The organism is Pseudonocardia petroleophila, from assembly GCF_014235185.1.
GTDB lineage: Bacteria > Actinomycetota > Actinomycetes > Mycobacteriales > Pseudonocardiaceae > Pseudonocardia > Pseudonocardia petroleophila.
The window spans coordinates 3,628,664-3,650,042 of sequence record NZ_CP060131.1; the positions used below are offsets into that span (position 1 = coordinate 3,628,664).

At 70.7% G+C, this 21,379-nt stretch carries 23 protein-coding genes, 4 tRNA genes and 1 pseudogene; 15 read left to right on the top strand and 13 right to left on the bottom strand.

The window, feature by feature from the left end:
- Positions 1–3 precede the first annotated feature (3 nt).
- From H6H00_RS18105 to H6H00_RS18115, 3 genes are all read left to right on the top strand, one after another.
- Positions 4–897, top strand: coding sequence for an MBL fold metallo-hydrolase (locus H6H00_RS18105; RefSeq protein ID WP_185716938.1), 894 nt, complete (start codon positions 4–6; stop codon positions 895–897).
- Positions 890–1,660 carry an SDR family NAD(P)-dependent oxidoreductase gene (locus tag H6H00_RS18110; protein ID WP_185716939.1) on the top strand — a complete coding sequence of 257 codons (771 nt, stop codon included), beginning with the start codon at positions 890–892 and terminating at the stop codon, positions 1,658–1,660. Before H6H00_RS18105 ends, H6H00_RS18110 begins: the two co-directional genes overlap by 8 nt.
- 108 nt (positions 1,661–1,768) lie before the next feature.
- A complete protein-coding gene (locus H6H00_RS18115; RefSeq protein ID WP_185716940.1) occupies positions 1,769–1,996 on the top strand; it encodes a hypothetical protein in 228 nt (75 codons plus the stop codon).
- 213 nt (positions 1,997–2,209) lie between these two features.
- On the opposite strand, the gene H6H00_RS18120 is transcribed toward H6H00_RS18115, so the two are convergent.
- The 4 genes from H6H00_RS18120 to H6H00_RS18135 form a co-directional block, all read right to left on the bottom strand.
- A tRNA-Val gene (locus tag H6H00_RS18120) sits at positions 2,210–2,284 on the bottom strand.
- 1 nt (position 2,285) lies between these two features.
- Positions 2,286–2,357: transfer RNA gene (locus tag H6H00_RS18125), tRNA-Cys, on the bottom strand.
- A gap of 57 nt (positions 2,358–2,414) precedes the next feature.
- Positions 2,415–2,486: transfer RNA gene (locus tag H6H00_RS18130), tRNA-Gly, on the bottom strand.
- A gap of 102 nt (positions 2,487–2,588) precedes the next feature.
- On the bottom strand, positions 2,589–3,020 hold the full coding sequence (locus tag H6H00_RS18135; protein ID WP_185716941.1) for an SsgA family sporulation/cell division regulator: 432 nt from the start codon (positions 3,018–3,020) through the stop codon (positions 2,589–2,591).
- Between the two features lie 215 nt (positions 3,021–3,235).
- On the opposite strand from H6H00_RS18135, the gene H6H00_RS18140 reads away from it, so the two are divergent.
- From H6H00_RS18140 to H6H00_RS18170, 7 genes are all read left to right on the top strand, one after another.
- A complete protein-coding gene (locus tag H6H00_RS18140; protein WP_255425243.1) occupies positions 3,236–3,907 on the top strand; it encodes an RNA polymerase sigma factor in 672 nt (223 codons plus the stop codon).
- A gap of 20 nt (positions 3,908–3,927) precedes the next feature.
- On the top strand, positions 3,928–4,776 hold the full coding sequence (locus H6H00_RS18145) for an anti-sigma factor (RefSeq protein ID WP_185716942.1): 849 nt from the start codon (positions 3,928–3,930) through the stop codon (positions 4,774–4,776).
- A complete protein-coding gene (locus H6H00_RS18150; protein WP_185716943.1) occupies positions 4,773–5,183 on the top strand; it encodes a TIGR02611 family protein in 411 nt (136 codons plus the stop codon). The genes H6H00_RS18145 and H6H00_RS18150 overlap by 4 nt, the downstream gene beginning before the upstream one ends.
- Before the next feature lie 22 nt (positions 5,184–5,205).
- A tRNA-Val gene (locus H6H00_RS18155) sits at positions 5,206–5,277 on the top strand.
- 268 nt (positions 5,278–5,545) lie between these two features.
- Positions 5,546–5,818 carry a WhiB family transcriptional regulator gene (locus H6H00_RS18160; RefSeq protein ID WP_185716944.1) on the top strand — a complete coding sequence of 91 codons (273 nt, stop codon included), beginning with the start codon at positions 5,546–5,548 and terminating at the stop codon, positions 5,816–5,818.
- Between the two features lie 94 nt (positions 5,819–5,912).
- Positions 5,913–6,437, top strand: coding sequence for a hypothetical protein (locus H6H00_RS18165; protein WP_185716945.1), 525 nt, complete (start codon positions 5,913–5,915; stop codon positions 6,435–6,437).
- A gap of 7 nt (positions 6,438–6,444) precedes the next feature.
- Positions 6,445–6,888 carry a hypothetical protein gene (locus H6H00_RS18170; RefSeq protein WP_185716946.1) on the top strand — a complete coding sequence of 148 codons (444 nt, stop codon included), beginning with the start codon at positions 6,445–6,447 and terminating at the stop codon, positions 6,886–6,888.
- Between the two features lie 90 nt (positions 6,889–6,978).
- Here the strand turns inward: H6H00_RS18170 and H6H00_RS18175 are convergent, their stop codons facing one another.
- A complete protein-coding gene (locus tag H6H00_RS18175) occupies positions 6,979–7,599 on the bottom strand; it encodes a transposase (RefSeq protein WP_255425244.1) in 621 nt (206 codons plus the stop codon).
- Here H6H00_RS18175 and istA point away from each other — a divergent pair.
- Entirely contained in the window at positions 7,558–8,814 is a 1,257-nt protein-coding gene (istA, locus tag H6H00_RS18180; RefSeq protein ID WP_221775579.1) for an IS21 family transposase, read from the top strand. The genes H6H00_RS18175 and istA overlap by 42 nt on opposite strands.
- Positions 8,814–9,616: pseudogene (gene istB / locus H6H00_RS18185) on the top strand (IS21-like element helper ATPase IstB). The gene istA and the pseudogene istB overlap by 1 nt, the downstream one beginning before the upstream one ends.
- Before the next feature lie 45 nt (positions 9,617–9,661).
- Here istB and H6H00_RS18190 read toward each other — a convergent pair.
- The 3 genes from H6H00_RS18190 to H6H00_RS18200 all read right to left on the bottom strand — a co-directional run bounded on the left by H6H00_RS18190 (position 9,662) and on the right by H6H00_RS18200 (position 11,997).
- Positions 9,662–10,285: an IS630 family transposase gene (locus H6H00_RS18190; protein WP_344735896.1), complete on the bottom strand. Its 624-nt coding sequence runs from the start codon at positions 10,283–10,285 to the stop codon at positions 9,662–9,664.
- A 288-nt stretch (positions 10,286–10,573) separates the two neighbouring features.
- Complete coding sequence (locus H6H00_RS18195) at positions 10,574–11,800, bottom strand: tyrosine-type recombinase/integrase (RefSeq protein ID WP_185716948.1); 1,227 nt, start codon at positions 11,798–11,800, stop codon at positions 10,574–10,576.
- Complete coding sequence (locus tag H6H00_RS18200; protein WP_221775580.1) at positions 11,797–11,997, bottom strand: helix-turn-helix domain-containing protein; 201 nt, start codon at positions 11,995–11,997, stop codon at positions 11,797–11,799. The genes H6H00_RS18195 and H6H00_RS18200 overlap by 4 nt, the downstream gene beginning before the upstream one ends.
- Positions 11,998–13,351: 1,354 nt before the next feature.
- Between H6H00_RS18200 and H6H00_RS18205 the strand changes: the two genes are divergently transcribed.
- From H6H00_RS18205 to H6H00_RS18215, 3 genes are read left to right on the top strand one after another with little or no spacing between them, the layout of a single operon-like run.
- Positions 13,352–14,824, top strand: coding sequence for a relaxase/mobilization nuclease domain-containing protein (locus H6H00_RS18205; protein WP_185716949.1), 1,473 nt, complete (start codon positions 13,352–13,354; stop codon positions 14,822–14,824).
- Positions 14,821–15,468 carry a hypothetical protein gene (locus H6H00_RS18210; protein ID WP_185716950.1) on the top strand — a complete coding sequence of 216 codons (648 nt, stop codon included), beginning with the start codon at positions 14,821–14,823 and terminating at the stop codon, positions 15,466–15,468. Before H6H00_RS18205 ends, H6H00_RS18210 begins: the two co-directional genes overlap by 4 nt.
- A complete protein-coding gene (locus H6H00_RS18215; protein WP_185716951.1) occupies positions 15,465–16,358 on the top strand; it encodes a hypothetical protein in 894 nt (297 codons plus the stop codon). Before H6H00_RS18210 ends, H6H00_RS18215 begins: the two co-directional genes overlap by 4 nt.
- On the opposite strand, the gene H6H00_RS18220 is transcribed toward H6H00_RS18215, so the two are convergent.
- The 5 genes from H6H00_RS18220 to H6H00_RS18240 are packed head-to-tail and all read right to left on the bottom strand — an operon-like array spanning position 16,348 to position 21,371.
- Positions 16,348–16,971: a prepilin peptidase gene (locus H6H00_RS18220; RefSeq protein ID WP_185716952.1), complete on the bottom strand. Its 624-nt coding sequence runs from the start codon at positions 16,969–16,971 to the stop codon at positions 16,348–16,350. The two genes, H6H00_RS18215 and H6H00_RS18220, sit on opposite strands and share 11 nt — an antisense overlap.
- An 11-nt stretch (positions 16,972–16,982) precedes the next feature.
- The gene (locus tag H6H00_RS18225) at positions 16,983–20,111 is read right to left on the bottom strand and encodes a LysM peptidoglycan-binding domain-containing protein (protein WP_185716953.1); all 3,129 of its coding nucleotides are present in this window, start codon (positions 20,109–20,111) and stop codon (positions 16,983–16,985) included.
- A gap of 5 nt (positions 20,112–20,116) precedes the next feature.
- Positions 20,117–20,551: a TadG family pilus assembly protein gene (locus tag H6H00_RS18230; protein WP_185716954.1), complete on the bottom strand. Its 435-nt coding sequence runs from the start codon at positions 20,549–20,551 to the stop codon at positions 20,117–20,119.
- Positions 20,548–20,979: a TadE/TadG family type IV pilus assembly protein gene (locus H6H00_RS18235; RefSeq protein ID WP_185716955.1), complete on the bottom strand. Its 432-nt coding sequence runs from the start codon at positions 20,977–20,979 to the stop codon at positions 20,548–20,550. The genes H6H00_RS18230 and H6H00_RS18235 overlap by 4 nt, the downstream gene beginning before the upstream one ends.
- Entirely contained in the window at positions 20,976–21,371 is a 396-nt protein-coding gene (locus H6H00_RS18240; protein ID WP_185716956.1) for a TadE family protein, read from the bottom strand. Before H6H00_RS18240 ends, H6H00_RS18235 begins: the two co-directional genes overlap by 4 nt.
- Between the last annotated feature and the right edge of the window lie 8 nt (positions 21,372–21,379).

Consider the following 21,379-nt stretch of genomic DNA (forward strand, 5'->3'; position numbering starts at 1 on the left):
ACGATGCGCATCGGCGACATCGAGATCACCCCGTTGATCGACGGGGAGGCGGTCGTGCCCGGCACGGCCTTCTACCCCAACCTGAAGGAGTCCGACTGGGAGCCCTACGACGACCTGCTCGAGCCGGTCTTCCACCAGTGCCTGCACCTCAACACCCTCGGCGGGTACCTGGTCCGGGCCGGCGACCGGGTGATCGTGGTCGACGGGGGCTCCGGCCCCATGCCCAAGTTCCCCTTCGCCGGTGGCGGGTTCCGTGCGGCGTTCGCGTCGACCGGTCTGAAGCGCGCCGACGTCACCGACGTGGTCTTCACCCACCTGCACTTCGACCACATCGGCTGGGCCAGCGTCGACGGGAGGCCGACCTTCCCCGACGCGACCTACCACGTCGACCGGCGTGACTGGGACTGGTTCCTCGGACCCGACTTCTCCTTCTCCGATGCCGACGTCGAGAAGAGCATCGAGAAGCTGGAGCTCTCGGCCTCCTTCTGCTACCCGGAGAACGACGCGCCGGCGCACCGGCTGAAGCCGATCGTGAACCAGATCGAGTTCTTCGACGGCTCCGACGAGGTCGAGCTGCTGCCCGGCGTGGTCGCGCTCGACGGGAGCGGGCACACGCCCGGGCAGGTCGTGCTCGAGCTGCGCTCGGCGGGGGAGAAGGGCCTCATGGTGGGCGACCTGGTGCACGCCGAGCCCGAGTTCCTCCAGGACAACGAGCTCGGGTCGTGGAACTTCATCAGCCACACCGACCACGACCGCGCCAACGCCGCGGTCGACCACTACCGCAAGCGCCTCTGGGACGAGAAGCTCCCGGTCGCCGGCGGGCACTTCTCCGGGCTGCGCTGGGGCCGGGTCGGCCAGGACGGCGGCAAGCGGGTCTGGGAGGACATCAGTGGCTGAGCCGACGGGCCGGCTCGCCGGCAAGGTGGCCATCGTGACGGGCGGTGCGTCCCCCGGCGGCCTGGGGTTCGCCACCGCCCGCCTGTTCGCCGCGGAGGGCGCCGCGATCCTCCTGACCGACGTCGCCCCCGAGGTGAAGGAGCGGGCCGGGGAGTTCCCGGCGGGTGCGCGCGTGGAGACGGCGCAGCAGAACGTGTCGTCGGAGGAGGAGTGGATCGCCACCTTCGAGGCGGCCCGCTCGGCGTTCGGCGCGGTCGACATCCTGGTCAACAACGCGGGGATCACCCGCCGCGACCCGATCGACCAGATGAGCTTCGAGACCTACCGCGCGGTCGTCGACACGAACCTCACCGGTGCGTGGCTGGGGTGCAAGCACGCCGTGATCGAGATGAAGCGCAGCGGTCGCGGCGGCGCGATCGTGAACATCGCCTCGATCTCCGGCGTGGTCGGGATGCGGTACAGCTCGCCCTACGGGTCGAGCAAGGGCGGGATCCGGAGCCTCACGAAGGTCGTCGCCCTGGAGACCGCGCGCGACGGCATCCGCTGCAACGCGGTGTGCCCCGGCATCATCGGCACCGACATCGTCGCGCCGGTCGAGGCGAAGAACCCGGAGGCGTTCAAGGTCCTCCTCGACGGCATCCCGATGGGCCAGGTCGGGGAGCCGAACGACATCGCCCAGGCCGCGCTCTACCTGGCCTCGGACGACGCCCGGTACGTGACCGGCGCCGAGATCGTCGTCGACGGCGGCTACACCGCCCAGTAGGAACCGCGCCGTCGTGGCAGAGGTATCGCTGCGGCGGCGCGGCGCGTGGGCGGACGGTTCACGGGCAGCGAGGCGTGCCCGGAGCGATGCCTCGGACCCGACGGCAGCGTGGTCGAGCACGTGCGCCCGCGGGTGATCGCGAGCTGGGACGGGCGGGACGCGGCGTGGCAGCCGGCGCAGTCCGGTCCGGGTGGGTTCGATCTGGAGTCGGGCCCGATGATCCGGGCGCTGCGCGCCCCGGCGATCGCCGCCGGTCTCGCCGAGTCCGATGACCAGGGCAAGCGCGGTGACGTGTGGCACTGCTCCGCGCGGTCGCCGCCGCGGATCGGGTGCTGACCGACGCCGAGTGGGCGCAGGTTGCGCGGGACTTCCGGCGGGTCGACGGTCACCGAGTCCGTGCATCGCAAGCAACTGCGGCCCGTCATCGACGACGGATCCACCGCGATGAACCGCGTCTTCCCGCGTCGAGGAGTCAGGTCCTCAGAGGTCCCCAGAACGCCAAGAAGGCCTGGTCAGGATCCCCAGCTGGGGCGCTGACCAGGCCTTACGTGGTGGGCGATACAAGGATTGAACTTGTGACCTCTTCCGTGTCAAGGAAGCGCTCTCCCACTGAGCTAATCGCCCGAGGCGGTGGCGGGAATCGAACCCGCGTACAGGGCTTTGCAGGCCCTTGCCTAAGCCACTCGGCCACACCGCCAGATCCATGGAGCTGGGACCTGATCCTGGAGGTCCGAGCGGACCCGAGGTTCCTCCGAGCGGACGACGGGATTCGAACCCGCGACCCTCACCTTGGCAAGGTGATGCGCTACCACTGCGCTACGTCCGCATGTCGCGGTTGTTCACCGCGTTGTGAGTAAACCTTAGCGCAGGCTTCCGGGGGGTTCCACACCCACCCCCTCGTTGCCGGCGAAGGCCCTCCGACCTGCGATCAGTCGCGCGCGGGGTCGTTGTGGAGGAGCTCCGAGAGGGCCGACTCGAAGTCGAGCCAGGAGTACTCGCGCCCGGGGGGCACCGCGTCGAAGGTCCGGTGCAGGAACTCCCCGAGCGTCTGGGCGCACGTGGTGAACACCGCGTGCCCGGACGGGGAGGAGAGCTCCAGCTGCACCCGGTTCGGGTCGTGGGCGACGGGGCGCACCCGGACGTCCCCGCTGCCGGACGGCGTGATGAGCCCGTCGTGCAGCAGGTCCCGGGCGAACACCCAGTCGACCGCGCTACCGTGACCGGTGCGGAACGACGCCTGGACGGCGAAGGGATCGCGGCTGTGGTAAGTCAGATCGACCTTGACGCGCACCGCAGGGGCGTCATCGGTGATCAGCTCGAACACCGCCGGTGAGCAGATGACCGTGTGCTCGTCGCGCATCGTGCGTCCTCTTTCGTGGTCCCGCGTGGCTCGTCAGAGGGAAAAACGACCGTGTCGCCAAGATGTGACGGGTCGAGGGACAGAGTCCGCCCGGATGCCGGTACGTCCTCACTCCTACGGGCCAATGGTGACGCTCCGCAGGGGACGGAGATGCGCTCGGTGGCCCCGCTGGCACTAATCTGAACCGATCGCTGCGCCGCAGCGAAGAAGCAGACGTGAGGATCCCGCTGGTGGCCGAAGTCGCCGATGCACCGGGCCCGGCCGGGAGGCGGTCGCGCTCCGCGTCGGCCCGCGCCCACGACCCGGCCGATGAACTGCTCGTCCGACGCATCGTCGACGGTGATCAGACCGCCCTCGGCGCGCTCTACGACCGCTACGGCCGGCCTGCCTACTCGCTGGCCCGCCGCATCTGCGCCGACGACGGCATCGCCGAGGACGTCGTGCAGGAGGTCTTCCTGGCCTTCTGGCGCGACCCGCGGCGCTTCGACCCCGAGCGCGGGGCCTTCGGGACCTGGCTCCTGACGCTGGTGCACCACAAGTCCGTCGACGCCGTGCGCCGCGAGAGCTCGATCCGCCGGCGCACCGTGCCGGCCGCCGAGGACGGCGACGAGTGGTCGGCCCCGCCCGGACCCGGAGCCGACCAGGCCGCGCTCGGCAAGGTCGTCGCTGGTCAAGTGCGCGACGCGCTCGGCCGTCTCCCGGCCGAGCAGCGCCAGGCGCTCGCGCTCGCCTACTACGGGGGCTACACGCAGCGTGAGGTCGCGGCCCTGACCGGCGTGCCGCTCGGCACCGTCAAGTCCCGCATGTTCACCGGCGTGCAGCGGTTGCGGAGCGTGCTCGGCCCGTTGCTCGGTGAGTTCGCCACCGACTTCGGTGGTGCCCGATGACGACTCCACAGGACTGTCCGTTGACCCAGCAGGCGGTCGGGTGGGCGCTGCACGCCCTGGAGCCCGACGAGGAGATGGCGGTGCTGCTGCACCTGCCGCACTGTGCCGCGTGCCGCACCGCGGTGACCGAGGCCGAGGAGGTCCTCTCCGCGCTCGGGGGCGTCGTCGCGGCCGCGGATCCGCCGCCCGCCCTGCGCGACCGCCTGATGTCCGCGGTCGCCTCCACCGAGCAGCGCCCCGTCCTGCAGCCCCGGAACGACCAGCCCCAGGACGAGGAGCCCCGACCGGTCCCCGTGCCCGCACCGGCGTTCCCGGCCGACGGCCGCCGCCACCGCCTCGACGAGGAGGACCGGTCCGGCCACCGTCGCCCGTCCTGGCTGAGCAGCCGCGGCCGGCAGCTCGTCGCGGCGGCGCTGGTCGTCGTCGCCGCCGTGTCCGTCGGCGGCCTCGCGGTGCGCGCGAACCAGCTGGAGCAGCAGCGCGACGCGGAGTCGGCCCAGGCGCAGGGCCTGTCCGAGTTCATCTCCCGGCTCGACCAGCCCGGCGCCCGGCACGCGCTGCTCGCCTCGGCCGACGACTCCACCGTCGCGGCCGTCCTGCTGGCGGCGGGGGAGCGGCAGGTCTACACGCTGGGCCTCGCGGCCAACTCCGACGACCACACCTACGTGCTGTGGGGCATCCGGCCCGACGCCGCCGCCCCCGTGCCGCTCGGCACGTTCGACGTCGACGCGGCCGACCAGGGCCTGCGGACGGTAGGCTCGGCGGGCGAGGCGGAGGACTTCACGCAGTACGCGATCTCGCTCGAACCCGGTCGCGTCGCACCCGCCTCGCCGACCGTGGTCGTCGCGAGCGGGCAGGTGGATGTGTGAGCAGTACCGAGAAGTCGGGGACGCCCGGTCTCCGCGCCCGGATCGACGAGAACCCCGCGCTGCGCACGACGTACCGCGTCGGCGTGGGCGTCGTCGGCACGATCGTCCTGGCGCTCGGGATCATCGCGATCCCGTACCCGGGCCCCGGCTGGCTCATCGTCTTCGCCGGCCTCGCGATCCTCGCCAGCGAGTTCGCCTGGGCGAAGCGGGTGCTGCGCTACGCGCGCGGCAAGTACGACGCATGGACGGAGTGGCTGGGCCGCCAGTCCGTCGTCGTCCGCATGACCGTCCTGGCCGGCACCGGCCTGATTGTGCTCGCCACGCTCTACCTGCTCAACGCCCTGTACCTGGTGGCCGGCTGGGTGGGGCTCGGAGGATGGACCTGGCTGCAGAGCCCGTTCTTCTGACGTGTAGAGTTCTGCACGGCTCGGGCGATTAGCTCAGGGGGAGAGCGCTTCGTTCACACCGAAGAGGTCACTGGTTCGATCCCAGTATCGCCCACGCAGGTCAGAGGCTCGGTTCGAGATCTTCGAACCGGGCCTTTGCCGTCGTACAGCTACGAAGTACAGCTACGACAGGCAGGGGAGTTGCTGGCCGCCGCGCCGATTCTCATCCGCGCAGCCGAGTTTCGGCACGCTGTCGGCCAGCGCGATGCGCGGCGACGGGCGGTCGGAGGGGGGTCCTCCCGCCCCGGGCATCTCGCGTTACCTGAGCGCGGGGGCCTCGGGTGGACTACGCGCGGTGCGTGCCACGGGCAGGAGGCCGAGGCGTGGATCATGGACGGCATCTGGTCGGCGGGCAGCACGGTGGACGCGCCCGCCGCGTCGAGCGTGCCCGTGGGGTCTGCGCGGACTGCCCGGTCACCGTGGAGTGCCTGACCGATGCCGAGCTCACCGCGGACGGGTGGGCGGTGCGGGCAGGGACCACGCCGGCCCAGCGGGCGCACCTCGTCCGGGCCGCCCGGGTCCCCGGCGCAAGGCGTCGTGATGTCGTGATCAATGGCGCCGAGCGCAACGACCACGCCTGGCCCAGGCCGAGATGATCGCGGCCCTGGAGCTCGGTGACACCGACCCGTTCGTCCGCGCCGCGCAGCGGCGCCTGCCGGAACTGTCGGGGCCGCGGAGGAGGATCGGGGCGTGACCACGATCCGCCCCACGGGCATCCCCTCGGCCGAGGCGTTCGGCCACGCCAGCGTCATGCACGTGATCCGTACGGAGGGCATCCCGTCCGCCGAGGCGTTCGGCCACGCGACGATCGTCCAGGCGGTCGCCGAGGCCGTGCACCCGCCGGGCGTGACCCGCGCGGACTACGTCGATCTCCTGGACGTCCTCCGCGGGATCCGCCTGGACGCGGCCCACGAGCGCGCCGCGCGGCGGATGGAGGCCCAGGCGCCGATGTTCGCGCGGCTGATCCCGTACATCGGCAGTCCCGAGGGCCTGGCGTTCGTGATCACGGTGGTGATCGCGCTCCTGGCGCTCATCCCGCCCGTGGTCGACATGGTGGCGCCGGACGACCCGCCGAGCGTGGTTGTGGAGGTGGACGCGCCGAGCACCGAGGACGTGGAGCGGATCGTGGAGGAACGGCTTCAGGAGCTCACCGAGTCCGGCGCGGCGCTACCCAGCCCGGCACCCGAGATCGGGGAGGTTGGTGGCCGTGGTTGAGCATCGCGTGGAGATCGTGGACGTCGTCGCGGTGGTCGACTCGGTGACCGTGTCGACGGTGCGCGCGGTCGCCGAGGCCGTCCACCCGCCGGGCGTCACGCGGGCGGACCTGGAGGCTGTGGTGGCCCTGCTGCTCGATGGCTTACGCGAGTCCGCTTCCGCCGAGCGGATCGCGCGGCGGGTGGAGGACCAGGCACCGATGTTCGTCCAACTCGGTCGGTTCCTGCGCACGCCCAACGGCGTGTTCGTGGTGCTCGGCGTCCTGCTCACACTGGCTGCGTTCGTCCGCGACGTGGCCGCCGACGCCGCGCCGGAGGCGCCGCCGAGCGTGATCGTGGAGGTGGAGGGCCCGAGCTCGGCCGACGTGGAGCGGATCGTGGAGGAACGACTCCGGGAGCTCACCGAGTCCGGCGGCTCCCTGCCGGGCGCCGGGGACGGCGCGCCCGAGTAGGCCCGAGACGCCGAACGGCCCGGCTCCTCGGGGTGAGGGACCGGGCCGAGCGTCGTTCTACGTCCTGGCGTGGACGTTCCTAGTGCCTCGTCAGGCAACGTTCGGTAGGTAGTCGGGTCTGCGGATCTTGGACTCGGGCGCGAAGCGTCGCTTTGGTGGGGCGTGGCGGTTGGCCCAGCGGACGTAGCCGGCGATCGCGGCTTCCTGTGCGGTGTGGGACGGGTAGTCGCTGCCGTCGAGGGTGAAGTAGCGCAGCGCGGTGAACTCCGACTCGATCCAGTTCAGCCAGGAGGCGTAGGTCGGGGTGAGCACCAGCTCGACTTCGTGCTCGGCGCACCAGTCGGCGACCTCGGCCTTGCGATGCGGGGAGAAGTTGTCGCAGACGATGTAGAGCCGTCCGGTCGGGAACCGGGCCGAAGCTGGCGGAGGAAGGCGAGGAACTCTTGCCAGCGCTTGCGGTCTCGTAGCCGGTAGAACAGTTGGCCCGAGGCCAGGTCGAGTCCGGCGAGCATGTGCCGGACTCCTCCGTAGCGGTTGTAGGTCGCCCGCAACCTTGCCGGGCTCCGGCTGGGGAACCAGCCGCGGCCCGGCCGGGGCTGTGTCGACGACGCCTGAAAGCTGACCCCCTGGCGACGGGTGAATGTTGACCCCCTCCCGATGATCAGGAGGGTGTTGAGCGTGGAGGACTGGGCGGAGATCCGTCGGCTGCATCGGGCCGAGGGGATGCCGATCAAGGCGATCGCGCGGGTGCTGGGGTGTTCGAAGAACACTGTGAAGAGCGCCTTGGTTAGCGAGGAGCCGCCGCGGTATCGGCGTGTGCCGCGGGGCTCGGTGGTCGACGCGGTGGAGCCGCGGATCCGGGAACTGTTGGTGTCCTGGCCGGAGATGCCGGCGACGGTGATCGCGGAACGGATCGGCTGGAGCCGCTCGTTGACCGTGCTCAAGGACCGGGTGAGGGAGCTGCGCCCGATCTATCTGCCGCCTGATCCCGCGTCGCGGACCGCCTATGAGCCGGGCGAGATCGCGCAGTGCGACTTCTGGTTCCCCGACATCGAGTTGCCGGTCGGGTTCGGTCAGACGCGCTCCGCGGTCAGGTTGCCGGTGCTGGTGATGGTCTGCGGTTACTCCCGTTGGCTCTCGGCGGTGCTGGTGCCCTCGAGAGCGGCACAGGACCTGTTCGCCGGCTGGTGGCAGCTGATCGGCGGGCTCGGCGCGGTGCCACGGACCTTGGTCTGGGACGGCGAGGCCGCGGTCGGACGCCGCCGCGGCAAGGTCACCGTGCTCACCGAGGACACCCATGCGTTCCGCGGAACACTCGGGGCGAAGGTCCACATCTGCGCTCCGGCCGACCCGGAGGCCAAGGGTGTGGTGGAGCGGGCGAACGGCTATCTCGAGACCTCGTTCCTGCCCGGACGCACCTTCGACTCCCCGGCGGACTTCAACACCCAGCTCGCCGAGTGGCTGATGCTGGCCAACGGACGGGTCAAACGGGTCCTCCGATGCGCCCCGACCGCCCGGGTCGACGCGGACCGGGCCGCGATGCTGGCGTTGCCGCCGATCGCCCCGGCGACGGGTTGGCGATCATCGCTGCGGCTGCCGCGGGATCACTACGTCCGGTTCGACGCCAATGACTACTCGGTCGATCCCGGCGCCATCGGCCGCCGGATCGAGGTCGTCGCCGGTCTCGACCGGGTTCAGGTGCTCTGCGACGGCCGCCTGGTTGCTGATCATCCACGGTGCTGGGCGCGGCACCAGAGCGTCCACGACCCTGCCCATGTCGCTGCGGCCCGCGTCCTGCGCGACCGGCACGCCACCCGGCCACGAACCGTCGACACCGATGTCGAGCTGCGCTGCCTGTCCGATTACGACACCGCGCTGGGCCTCGACAGCAGTGTCGGCGACCTCGACGACGGGCGGGTGGCGTGATGGCGGGCAAGGCGACCGGCTCGCTGCCCGGGCGGGACCTGACCGGTGAGATCGCATTCCTGACCCGCGCGCTGAAGGCCCCGACTCTGCGGGAGTCGGTGCCGCGCCTGGCCGAACGGGCCCGCAGTGAGAACTGGTCGCACGAGGAGTTCCTGGCCGCTTGCCTGCAGCGCGAGGTCGCCGCCCGGGACTCCCATGGCGGTGAGGGCCGGATCCGGGCTGCCCGGTTCCCCCCCGGAAGTCATTGGAGGAGTTCGACTTCGACCACGCCCGCGCGCTGAAGCGGGACACCATCGCGCATCTGGGGACGTTGGACTTCGTCACCGCACGAGACAACGTGGTGTTCCTCGGACCGCCCGGGACCGGGAAAACCCACCTCGCGATCGGTCTGGCGATCCGGGCCTGTAAGGCCGGGCACCGGGTCCTGTTCGCCACCGCCAGCGAGTGGGTCGCCCGCCTCGCCGAGGCCCACCACGCCGGCCGCCTGCAGACCGAGCTCGTCCGGCTGGGCCGGTTCCCGCTGCTGGTCATCGACGAGGTCGGCTACATCCCCTTCGAGGCCGAAGCGGCGAACCTGTTCTTCCAACTTGTCTCCGGACGCTACGAACGGGCCAGCCTGATCGTCACCAGCAACAAGCCCTTCGGACGCTGGGGCGAGGTGTTCGGCGACGACGTCGTCGCCGCGGCGATGATCGACCGCCTGGTCCACCACGCCGAGGTCATCTCCCTCAAGGGCGACAGCTACCGGCTCAAGGACCGCAACCTCGGCCGCGTCCCCGCGGCCACCACCGACGAACCATGAACCACCGAGGGGGTCAACTTTCAACCGTCGCTGAGGGGTCAGTTTTCAGCCGTCGTTGACAGGCTGCAGGTTCAGCGGCCCGAACTCGTCCACGCAGATTACCCGGCCGCTGTCAGGGATCTGTCCGTCGGCGCAGCGGTCGTAGAGGTCGAGGATCCGCGCCATCTTCTCGCTGAACTGCGGGTCCCGGCTGGCCCTCCAGGTCTTGGTGGCCTGCCAGCGGACCCCGGCCGCGCGCAGGACCTGGCGGACGGTCTCGACGCTGACCACGACCCGGTGGGTCTTGGCGAGGTGTTCGACCAGCTTGGTCAGGCTCCATGTGGTGAACGGGCGCCCGGCCTGCTGTGGTGGAGTGCGGGCGACCCGGCAGATCAGCTCGCGGACGTGGTGACCGAACTTAGGAGGTCGGCCCCCGCTCCATTTTGGGTCCAGCGCCGCGAAACCCTGGGCGTTGAACGCGTGGATCACCTCCCGCGCGTACTGCGCCTTGGCCGCGAACATCGCCGCCGCCTCGGCCGCGCTGCGGCCCTGTACCGATGCGAGCACGATCCCTGCCCGACGCAGCCTGACCCGGTCTCGCGCGGTCCTGGTGATCTTCACTAGACGCTCGGCCTCGTCCGGGGTCAGCTCCCGGACGAAGACCTCGAGCTGTCGCGGCACGCCCACCACCTCCGGCGGACAGCCTCCTGCCGCGGCCGGGGCTGATCAAGCCGACCCGGTTACGTCCCCGACCTTCCTGGACGAGGCACTAGCTACCGGCGATCAGGCCGACCAGGCGGACGATCTCCCGCCGGGCCGCGCCATGTCGACTGCCCCGAGCGCGTCCACCCGCCGGACGTGCTCGGTCCGCTCGGCCCACCCCAGCACGGCGGCCAGGTCCAGCCAGCACTCGCGCGACGTTCCGATATCGCGTCGTCTGGCAATGCACTGACTGGTCTGTCGTTGTCGCGAGCTCCCTTATTGGTCGAGGCTGGCGCCAAGCCGCTTCAAGGCCTCCTTCGTCGCCTCTGGCGATGCCAATGTGTAGATCTCCATGGTCAGCGCGAACTGCGCGTGCCGGAGGATTTGCATGGCCACGCGGGGGTGGACGTCGAGGTCTGCGAGCAGCGTGCCACAGCTGCGGCGCCCGTCATGCACGGTGATCTTGCGGACATCGGCCTTTCTGCACCGTGCATCCCAGGAACGGTTGAAGTTGCGCGGCTCTATCGGCGTGCCGAAGCGGGTCGTGAAGACCAGGTCGTTCCCCCGCCATGCAGAGCCAGCCGCATCGCGGGCACCTTGCTGCGCGCCGCAGCGCAGGCGGAGGGCGGCCACGCAGATGTCGGGGAGGGGGAGTGCGGCGTCGGATCCCTCTGTCTTCGTCTCGCGGTGCAGCAGCTGCCGGCTGACCCGCTGGAGTTGAAGAGTGATCTTGACGGCGTACTGATCGATGTCGATGGCCGCCCAGGTGAGCCCGAGCACTTCGCCCTTTCGCAATCCGAGCACGAGGATGAGGACGTAGGCCGCGTAGAGCGGATCGTCATCGGCACGGGCAGACTCGAGGAATCGTCGTGCCTCGTCGCTCGTCCAAGCCTGACGTCGGTTTGATCGGCTGCGAACCTTGGGCAGCTTGACCGCGGCGGCGACGTTGCGGCTGATGAGTTCCTCGGTCACGGCCTGGCCGAGCGCGGATCGAAGACATCCGCGAATGTCGGAGAGGGTTCGTGGGGAGATCGTCGTCTGACAGCAGCGACTGACGGCGCAGCAACGTTGCTTGTCAGGAGGGCGACGGACGTCCTTTTCCTGGACGCAGCACTGGCACGCCCGAGCGGTTCCGTTGATCCAGGTCTGGACATCGCGCACCTGCAGGCGGTCGAGCCGTTTCGCCCCCAGCCCAGGTTCGATGTACAGCCGGACGATCGTCTCGTAGGTCTGGTAGGTCAACGGCGCGAGGTTGGGACGCACGACCTCGTCGAGCCAGTAGTGCAGGTGCTCGCCGAGCGTAGGAACGCGGTTCGCGACCGGACCGGCCTTGGCGCGTTGCTGGAGGACGATCCACTTGTCGTGCACCTGCTCCCGGGTCTTGCCGTAGACCCACTTCTTCTGCCTCCTGCCTGCCGGTGTCCGAACCCAGGAGTATGCGGCGAACCCGTTGCGATAGGCGAAGATCGATCCCTCGCCGTTGGCGCGGGCCCGTCCAGTCATGCTTCGTACTCCTGAACTCGTCTCGAAACGTACTCGTCCACCCATTCGGGGAGGATCCGTCGGTATCTGCCGTCCTTGAGTGACCGGAGTTCACCGCTGGCGATGAGTGACTTCGTCTTGTACAGGCCGAAGCCGAGCATCTCCGCGACCTGTGCGGTCGTGTACCACTTCGGGGGCAAGGTGGTCTGGATTGTCATTGCCGACTCCTGTGCCGTCGATGTAGCGGCTCAGGTATCGGTCGCTACGCGCTGCCGAGGGTTGGCAGGCGTAGCGGTCTGCATCGTTCCCCCTCCTGGCCAGAGATCCAGATGCCGATACATCCGTGCGCTATTTGCACATCCATCACGACAATGCCCCTAGAGCAGCGCAGGCTACGAAACCTTGATGAGGCCGGCGGACAATCACCACGTCATTGGTTTCGCCGTGGATGCCGGTGAAGCACGGCCGATTCCGGCCGGGTCTGTTTGTCCGACCCTCGATGGGTGGGGAGTTCGTAAGCTGAGCGAAGATAGAACCGGCCCCTGACCTCGTCGTTCGTGACGCTGTTCCCCCTGGCGGAGCAAGATATGCGCTAAGTAGACCTTCGGTCTACTCATGCGCGGTGTCGGTGGCCGGAACCGGGGGGTTCCGGCCACTTCTGTCCACAGCGAACACCGCGGTCAGGACTTATCCACAGGTCCTCGACTGCGGCTCCGCGCCTCTGCCGCCCTTGCTGCAATCGATTGGTTGAGGCGGGCGGGCGGGCGGGAGGGTTCGGGTTGTGGCAATCGGGTTTTGGATTGTGGCGTCGCGGTACGGGCCGCGTCGCGGGGTGTTGCTCGATGCCCCCGGATGAGGAGTTCGACCCGCTCGCGGTGGCATGGTTGCGCGATGCGCGGGATCGGCTTTTCCATGCGGTGCCGGTCGATCAGCTGCCGCCGCGTCGTGATCCGCCCGGTCCCGTCGCGCTCTGTGGGCAGCTGGTGCTGCTGACCTCGCTCCTTGACGATCCGGCGGGTACGGCATGCAGGCCCTGCCGGCGGAGGATCTCTCTGCCCTGAGCCGGCAGCGCGACTTCGGTGCGGTGGTTGGCGCTGGGGAACCGCAGGGCACGGCTGCGGACGCCTCGGCGGGCAGCCTCGCTCGGGTGAGCAGCGCCAACCGTCCTGGGCCAGGGCAGCGTCGACGTCGCCCGCCGGTCGACGCTCCCCGGCGGCACGAGGTACGGGTGCGTCTGAGTCCCACCGAAGCTGATGTTGTCGGCGCGGCCGCGCGGCGTGAGGGGTTGTCGGTCGGTGCTTGGGTCGGGCAGCTCGCCGTGGGGCGCGCGCAGGGCGAGGCGGACCCGGTGCCAGTGACGTGGCAGGAGCTCGTCGTCGAGCTGGTCCGGTTCCGCGCCGATGTCCGCCGGGCCGTGGACGTGATCGAGCAGGTCACGGCAGGCCCACAGAGGACGAGTGCCGCGGACCTGGCTGGTGAGCTTCTGGGTCGGGTCGACGCTGCGACGGCAGCAGCCCTCGCAGCCGGCACGGGGGGCCGGCGTGCGGGAGCCCGCGGCGGGCGCCAGGGCCGGTGATCACGAAGGTCGTTCACGGCTGGCGGCCGGCCGGTTTGCTGGCCTACCTGCTGGGCCCGGGCACGTCCGAGGTGCATCGTTCACCGCGGGTCATCGCGAGCTGGGACGGCCTCGACGCGGGCTGGCAGCCGGAGCGGACGGGACCCTCCGAGTACGACCTGCAGCTCGGCCCGCTGGTGGATGCGCTGCACGCGCCGGCGATCGCGGCGGGCCTACCGACCCGCGCGCCGCAGAACGGGTCGAAGCGCGGGTACGTGTGGCACTGCTCGGCCCGGCTGGCCGCGTCGGACCGCACCCTGGATGACGGGCAGTGGGCGGACATCGCTCGGGAACTGCTTGATGGTGCGGGCATCGCCGAGCGCGGCGATCCGGGTGGGCCGCGGTGGGTGACGATCCGGCACGCGGAGGACCACATCCACATCGCGGCCGTCCTGGTGCGCCAGGACACCGGCCGTCGGTTCTGGCCGCATCACGACTACCCGAAGCTGCGTGCGACCGCGCGGGCCATCGAGCAGCGTCTCGGCCTGACCTTCACCGCCGTGGCAGACGACACGGCGGCCCGGCGGCCGGGTCGGGGCGAGCTCGAGAAGGCGGCACGGCAGGGGCGCGGTCCGGCGAGACCGGAGCTGCGCCGCGCCGCGCACGAGGCGGCCATCCGGGCGGGCGGGCCGGAGGAGTTCGTCGAGGAGCTGCGGGCGATGGGCTATCGGGCGGAGCTGCGGCGAGGTCCGTCGGGTGACGCGCTGGGCTACCGGATTGGGAGGGCGGGTGACGTTACGGCGGCGGGCCAGCAGGTCTTCTTCAGCGGCAGCAAGCTCGCCCCGGACTTGTCGTTGCCGCAGCTGTGCCGCCGCTGGGCCCAGAACGCGGACCGGCCCGGTCCGGCTGAACGACCGTCGTCCGCGGAGGCCGAGGACGTCGTCGTCCGCGCCCGTGTGGCCGTCGGTGCGCCGGACCCGCGAGAAGGTGTCGACGGCATCGTCCATGCCACCGGCGACGTGCTGACCGCGCTTGCCGCGAACGACCGGGGTCACAAGCAGGGCTGGTCGGACGCCGCAGAACGGTACGAGCGAGCCTCGCGGGCGCCGGGTGGGCGGGTTCCCGACGTCGGCCCCGTGGGGACGGAACTGAGGATGCTCGCACGGCGACTGCTCGCCGTCCGCGGCTTCCGCGGGAAGGACGCGGCCGGCTCGGTGGCCCTGGCGATCGCTGTGGCCGGGCTCCTGCACGAGATCGCGGCCTGGCAACGCGAACGGGACCGCGCGCATCAGGCCGCCGCGGCCGACGCCGCGGGCGCCCGCCTGCAGGCCCGCCACCTGGCGCGGCGCGATCCCCACCTTGGCTCGAGAGGGGCACCGGGGAGCGGGAGGGAACGCGCCGGATTCCCGCGGGAGCCAGGCTCGGCCACACAGGTGGTGCCGGAGAGCGAGGCGAGGATGACGCGACGATCAACAGGCCCGCGGCCGTGACGCGCGGCAGTGACCAGGCCGTACTGGCGATCGTGCGGCTGGTCGGAGCCCAGGACACGGCCGTCACCGTGCAGCATCCGGGCACGGACGAGGCGGCCGTGGCGGTGCGGATCGGCCGGACCCTGCTGTATCTGCATCAGGAGACGACGGCGGAGCACTTCCTCAACGTATGGCTGGAGAGCCACGAAGCGGCCAAGGCGCTGCCGGTCAATGCCGACCGCAGGAGCATCCGGGGCTTGCGGGGGATGCCCGAACCGGGTGTCGTCGTCAACGCCATCGGCCGTCCGGCGTCCAGCGTGACCATCGTCGGAGAGGGGGAGCAGACGAATCGCTCGTATCTGCGGGTCCAGCTCGGTCGTGTCGCGTTCGAGGTACGGGACCATGGCGCCTTCCACAGCTGTACCAACGCGTTCCGCGATGCCTACAACCTCGCTCGGCACGTCTTCGTGCCGCCGGGCTCCGAGCGGGTGCTGCGGGGTGCCGTCGACATCGCGTCGGACGCCTTCTTCCCGGCGCTGGTCAAGCGGGATCTGCGGGCGACGCCGTCGCGGCTGCGGCCTAATGCATCCGGTGCGGCGGCTCAGCCGCCGGCTCCGGCGTCGGTGTCGCGTCTCCGGCCGCCGACGTCGGGGATGGCGCCATGAGCACCGACTACCCGCTGCTCGCGGTTCCCGGTTACGAGCTGTACCAGCTCGCGCACGTCGCCACGTTCATCGCTGACGGGCTGGTCCGGCACCGGCGTGCTGCCGTGGCGCGGGACCGCCCGGGTCGGCGACGGGCGGCGCGCGACGTGGACGCAGGGCGGGTGGCCCTCGCCAACGCCACCGGCGATCCATCCGCAGCGGCCGGGCCGTTGCCGCGTCCGCTCGACAACGACACCTATCGCGCTGCGCGTGGGTTGCTGGCCGGGCAGATGAAGCGTGAGGCGATGGTCGTGTCGATGTCCAGCCTCGGCCGCGACAGCTGGGCGGTCGTCGGGTTCGTTCCCGGGCTCGGTCCCGTCGGCGCCGAGCTGGCGAACCACGACCTGGCCGGAGCGTTGCGGGAGCACATCCTCACTCGGCCTGCTCGGGAGCTCGTCGGGTGGAGCGTGACCGATCGGCCGCTGCGACTGGGCCAGGACCGGTGGGGCACCGCAGATGAGGCCGCTGCCGTGGCCGACCTCGATCCCCGACGCGCGCAGCACCAGGCGGTCGCGCGGAATCTGCGGGGTGTGTCGAGCGAGGTCGACGGGGTGATCGCCGAGAGGTTCGCCGGCGTCGACCTCGATGCATCGTCCGCTTCCCCGGCACCGCCGCCTCAACGGGCCGCGTCCTCGCCGACCCCCGGCGAGGAGGCGACACGGCAGCCGTTCCGAGCCGCGTCCCGCGCACTTGCAGTCGAGGCCGACGACGACGCCGTCGAACTCCTCAATCAGCAGAATGATGCGTCCGGCGCCCGCGCAGCACTCGGCGACGTGCCCGGCCGTTCCCCGCGCCCCGCCCAACCGTCGAGCCACCGAGCTGCGCCCGGTCGCGGCGCGATCAGGCCGTGACCAGCACCGCCATCAGAGTTCCGGTGACCATCGCGGGGCCGTACGGCACGATCACGGCCCGACCTGAACGGACCGCGAGCAGGCCCGCGGTCGCCAGGATGAGTAATGCCCAGGCGAGCAGGCCGAGGTACACGGTGAACCAGCCGCTCCAGGCCAGGCACGCGGTCAGGCTCGGTGCGAGTTTGACGTCGCCCCAGCCCACCGCCCGGTCGCTCAGCCCCTTCCCGATGATCGCGAGGAGGAGACCGGTGAGAAAGCCGTACATCGCCCGTGTGCCGTTGGCGTGCCCGCCGACGACAGCCAAAGTGGTCGCCATGGCGACGACGGCCGCGAGGCAGCCGGTGAGAACGTCGGGGAGCCTGCGCTCACGGGCGTCGACGAGCGCCGCAGCACCGGCCAGGATCAGTAGGGGGAGCAGCCCGACCGCGTGGGCGGTGTCGAGCCGTGCGCCCGCTGCGGCACCGACGCCTCCGAGCGTCGCGGCCAGCGCGAGGCGAACCGGCGTCGTGGTCACGGCTTTGCGATGCGCCGTCGCCGCTGCGAGGCGCACCAGCAGGGGTGTGAGCGCGGCCGCGCCGACGGCGCAGCTGGCCGTCACGAGGATCGCCGCCACCGGGTCGGTCCTCAGCTGGTCGGGACGCGGAGGCCGTGCGGGAACAACGCGTCGAACACGGCGAAGCTCTCGGGTGGAAGGTCCTCGCCGACCTCGAACCCTCGCTCGGCGAGGAGCAGCTCGGCGTGTTCGCGCATCTCGGCGAGATCGCCCGCTGCGTGGGCGATGCGCATCAGGTCGGTGAACGGGCGGTCAAAGGTGCGGTCCGGGTCGACCCGTTGGGCCGTCTCGGCCGCGAACCGGGCGCGCGCGATGTCACCGTCGTCGAGTGCGAGGTCGACCAGCTCGTGAGCGGTGTCGATGATGAAGCCGGGGATGAGGTGCTCGTGGCGCTGGTCGGGGTTGTGCAACCAGCCGTATCCCCGCTGCCGCGGGGGGTGGAGGACCGGGCCGCGGACGAGCCTCAGGGCGTTCTCGTAGTCGTCCGTCGCGTCGGCTCGTCGACCGGCGGCAACGCGGGCCTGCGCGCGTTTGCGCAGGCGCCGGAACAGGTCCCAGTCCATGAGGTGCCCCGTGATCCGGTATCGGTCACCGCCGGCGGGTGAGATGCTCGGGATGTGGTCGACCGGTGGGTCGACGCTGCGGTCCTTGCCGGCCCACTGCCGCGCCTCCGCAACGGCGCGCCGGATCGTCGGGGGCCGCACGGTGCTCCCTTCCGGCCAGAGATCGGTTGTGATCTTGTCCCGGTCGACGCCCGCCGGGTGCAGCGCCAGGTAAACCACGACCTCGACATACCAGCTGTGCCGCTTCTCGGGCAGGGGACCGGCAGCGGCGAAGGCCGGTTCGCCGAGGATCGAGACGAGCGGGCGCGCTGACGGTCCCTCCTCGCGCCACAGCGCGACGTCATCGTCCAACTCCGGGTCCTGCTTCTCCACCAGGAGCAACCGCCGGTGGGCAGCTGGGTCAGACTGTTGATCAGCATCCTCCGCAAGGAGCGGTTGGCGAGCCGGGGATTCATCCGAATCGTCGATTTCGATCACGAGCGGATCGGCCTCTGGGGAATCCGTGTCAGGCTGCAGGGACCCGTCGCTGCGCATGCTGTCGGCCCAGGGCTGAGGCTGGGGCGCGGACGGTACCGGCACGTCGTGCTCCAGCGCGGTGCCGATGACCGAGAGCAGCCCGAGGGCGATGTCGGCGGGCATCTGCTCGGCGCGCAACGTTCCCGTGTCCAGCCGCGGTATCCGCATCGTGCCGCCGGAGTCGATGTGCACCTGTTCCCCGGGAAGCGTTGTCGATGCTCCGGCGGTGATGACGGCGGCCGAGGTTCGTGCACCGGATGCGAGCTCCCGGCACAGCTCGGCGAGCGTCTGCAGTTGCGTCTCGTCGGGCTCGGCCACAAGCAGGACACTGACGACCCAGGAGTCGCTGAGCTGGTCCCGGACCCGCATGTCCACCACGGAGCCGCCGTCGACCCTCGCCAGGTGCTCCTGCGTCGCCGACATCGCCGCTCGCAGACGACCGGCCGCGGTCCGGACGTCCTCGACCTGCTCGACCCGGTTCGGGGGGAGGTCTGTCAGGCCGGCCTCCAGTCCGACGATCATGACCGAGGTGTCATCGGCCCAACGGCACGTGCCGAGCTCGACCGCCATGTTCCTGACCAGGTCGATCGTCCTGGTCCGATCGCCGACGAGGTGGAGCGCACCTGCTCGCTCGGCGTCGACCAGCAGGGTCGCGCCGTCCTCACCGGTGCCGAGGGAGACGAGAGCGGGGAACGGGTTCGCGACACCGACGGCCTCCTGCTCCGTGATCGGCAAGGCCGCCTCCGCATCGACGTGCCACACCGATCCGTCGTCCTCCGCGACGAACGGCGGGACCGCGTCCCGTGGCTCGGTGAGCACGAGATCAATACCCGTCGGTGCGAGCCAGACGGCCTCCAACGACGGCAGCCCGTGCAAGCCGGGCGTGACGGTGAGGGATCTCAGCACGGTGTCCAGGAACCGCGTCCCGGCGGTCTGCGCTGCGGTGACTGTGGCGGACTCGAGCCGGGAATGGTCCAGATCCGGCAGGGCGATCTGGCGGCCGGTGCGGCGCCAGCGCGTCTGACGACGCCGGTACGCGACGATTCCGGTGACGATCCCGCTGGCCGCCAGCCCGGAGACGACGAGCGCTGCTGGAACTGCGAACGACGTCTCTGCGGTGTCGGTGCCGCCGGTCGGGTTACTCGGCGGGGTCGGTGCCGATGTCTCGGGCAGCGGGATCGACGTCAGCGGATCCCCGGTCGGGACAGGGAGCTCGGGTGTCGGTGTCGAGGTGGTGAGGGGTGGCGGCTCGGGACCGGTGCCGTCGACAGGCGGCGGGATGTCGTCCATCGGTTGATCGACGGGTCCGTCGATGGTGGGGACGGAGAGGAGCCAGCCGGGTCGGATCACGTCGGGGTCGTCCAGATAACCGCCGTCCGGCTGCCGGACACCGACGTTGACCTCGTAGAGGTCCGGGTACCGACCCGGGTCGCCGAGGTGCTGGTCTGCGAGACCGGTGAGGCTGTCCCCGACCTCGACGCGCACCCGTACCTCGGAAGGGTCCGGTTCGGCTGGCAGGCGCAGCTCCCACCCGACATGCAGAACCGATCCGTCGCTCAGCCGGCCGCCGTCAGCCTGGAGATGTCCGTCGTTGAGATCGAAGATCTCGCGCCACCGCAGCGGATCGCCCAGGACGCGGGCTGCGATGTCCCACAACGTGTCACGAGCCTGCACGACGTGAACGGGTCCCGCCGGTGACTCCGCTGACGCAGCGGCAGCGGGAAGGAAGGATGTGCTCACCGTGACGGGAGCCGTGGTGGATGCGGTCGCCGGTGTGGCGGCCATGGTGAGGACCCAGCCGATGAGCAAAGCGGCGAGCGTGCGGGTCGTCCGGAACCCGAACCGATCAGGACGGTGCATCGGCAGCGAGCGAACCTGGGCCGCAGTCTCGACCAGTATCGAGTAGGCGAGCTGCAGCCAGACGATCCAGCCGACGAGCACGAGCAGCCCGAGCAGCAGGCTGCCGTCATCGGGTCGGGTGAGTGCCACGACGACGTCGTCCACGGTCGGTAGTCGGTCGGGGAGGAACGGCGACCCGAGCGACCACAGAGCGGCCGGGACTCCCGCGACCAGCCCGGCCAGGGTGACGAGCGCGATCAGCCCGCGCACCAGCCGCAACATGATCATCACCCACCAGCCGGCCCGGGCTGCGACGGCACGACATCGGCCTCGGCCGAGCCCGTCGCCGAGATCTCGTCCACACCCACCAGCCCGAGAAGCACAGTGGGTTGCCGGAGGACGACCTCTACCCGGATCCGGTCCGGGGCCACCAGGAACACCTCGCCGGTCACGCCAGCGGCCTCCAGGTACTCCTGGGCCGCTGCGCGTGCGTTGTTCGGGTCCAGCGCCGCCTCGCCGCGCTGGACCGCAGCCAGGTCGACGACCTGACCGCCCGCGCGTGCGGCTTCCTCGGCCGTGGCGTCGGCAGTGGCGATCTGCTGGGCCTTGCGGGCTCCGTCGATCGCCAGTCCGCTGACCGCGATCAGCGCCAGCATCGCGATGGCCATCGGTGCGCTGACCGATCCGCCGCCGCGGTCCCGTTCGTCCTCGGTCCGGGTCATCGCTGTCGTTCCCGGAATTGGTCTATCGGGCTGGTGAACGACGCTTCAAGATCGTGAAATCCAGGCGCGCCCGGCACAGCGAGGTCTGACCACCGCACCTGGCACGCGACGTCGGCTCGTACGACGCCCGGCTCGCCGAGTGGTCGGCTCAACTGGCTGGTGTCGATCGTGACGGCGAGCTGCGCCAACGTCAGACCCTGGGATGCCACAGCGGATTCGGCCGCCATCTGGCCCTGCACCTGCGCCTGGGCCGCATCGCGCTCGATGGAGGCGATGCGCGCGGCCGCGCGGGCAGCCTGGTCACAGGCCGACTCGGCAGCGACCAGACGTCCGACGGCGATGACGAAACCGATGAGCAGACCCATCAACGTGGCCAGCAACGCGGCCTCGACCGATGGCCCGCCTCCCCGTTCCCCTCGCGCGATCATGGCGTGACCTGCTCGATCGCGCCCGTCGCCTGCTTGTCGACGTGCAGCTCCATACCGGGAACGACTGCGAGCACGGTCCCGCTGACGCTCACCTGCAGCGTTCCACCGTCGTCGCTGATCACCGCCTCCACCGTCGGTGCGCCGAGGGTGGTGCCCGCGGCGCGGGAGAGGAAGTCCTCGGCGCTGAGGCGGGCCTGCTCCGCGGATCCGACGCCGTAGTAGCGGCCCGACCGCAGCCCGTCCTCGGCTGCGGTGAGTGCGAGCTGGCCGGCCAGGTACAGCAGCGCGGTCTGGACGACGGCCAGGATGAATGTGATCATGGCTATCCACAGGATCGCCATCTGCACGCTGGTGGATCCGCCCCGTTCCCCGGTGTCTGTCGGCGTCGTCATGGCGACTC

Excerpts from the sequence above, each read along its gene's own strand:
- H6H00_RS18105 (WP_185716938.1), top strand. The coding sequence starts at position 4 with ATGCGCATCGGCGACATCGAGATCACCCCGTTGATCGACGGGGAGGCG.
- H6H00_RS18215 (WP_185716951.1), top strand. The coding sequence starts at position 15,465 with ATGAGCACCGACTACCCGCTGCTCGCGGTTCCCGGTTACGAGCTGTAC.
- H6H00_RS18235 (WP_185716955.1), bottom strand. The coding sequence starts at position 20,979 with ATGATCGCGCGAGGGGAACGGGGAGGCGGGCCATCGGTCGAGGCCGCG.
- H6H00_RS18200 (WP_221775580.1), bottom strand. The coding sequence starts at position 11,997 with ATGACAATCCAGACCACCTTGCCCCCGAAGTGGTACACGACCGCACAG.
- H6H00_RS18195 (WP_185716948.1), bottom strand. The coding sequence starts at position 11,800 with ATGACTGGACGGGCCCGCGCCAACGGCGAGGGATCGATCTTCGCCTAT.
- H6H00_RS18240 (WP_185716956.1), bottom strand. The coding sequence starts at position 21,371 with ATGACGACGCCGACAGACACCGGGGAACGGGGCGGATCCACCAGCGTG.
- H6H00_RS18175 (WP_255425244.1), bottom strand. The coding sequence starts at position 7,599 with ATGCAGCCGACGGATCTCCGCCCAGTCCTCCACGCTCAACACCCTCCT.
- H6H00_RS18135 (WP_185716941.1), bottom strand. The coding sequence starts at position 3,020 with ATGCGCGACGAGCACACGGTCATCTGCTCACCGGCGGTGTTCGAGCTG.
- H6H00_RS18225 (WP_185716953.1), bottom strand. The coding sequence starts at position 20,111 with ATGTTGCGGCTGGTGCGCGGGCTGATCGCGCTCGTCACCCTGGCCGGG.
- H6H00_RS18230 (WP_185716954.1), bottom strand. The coding sequence starts at position 20,551 with ATGACCCGGACCGAGGACGAACGGGACCGCGGCGGCGGATCGGTCAGC.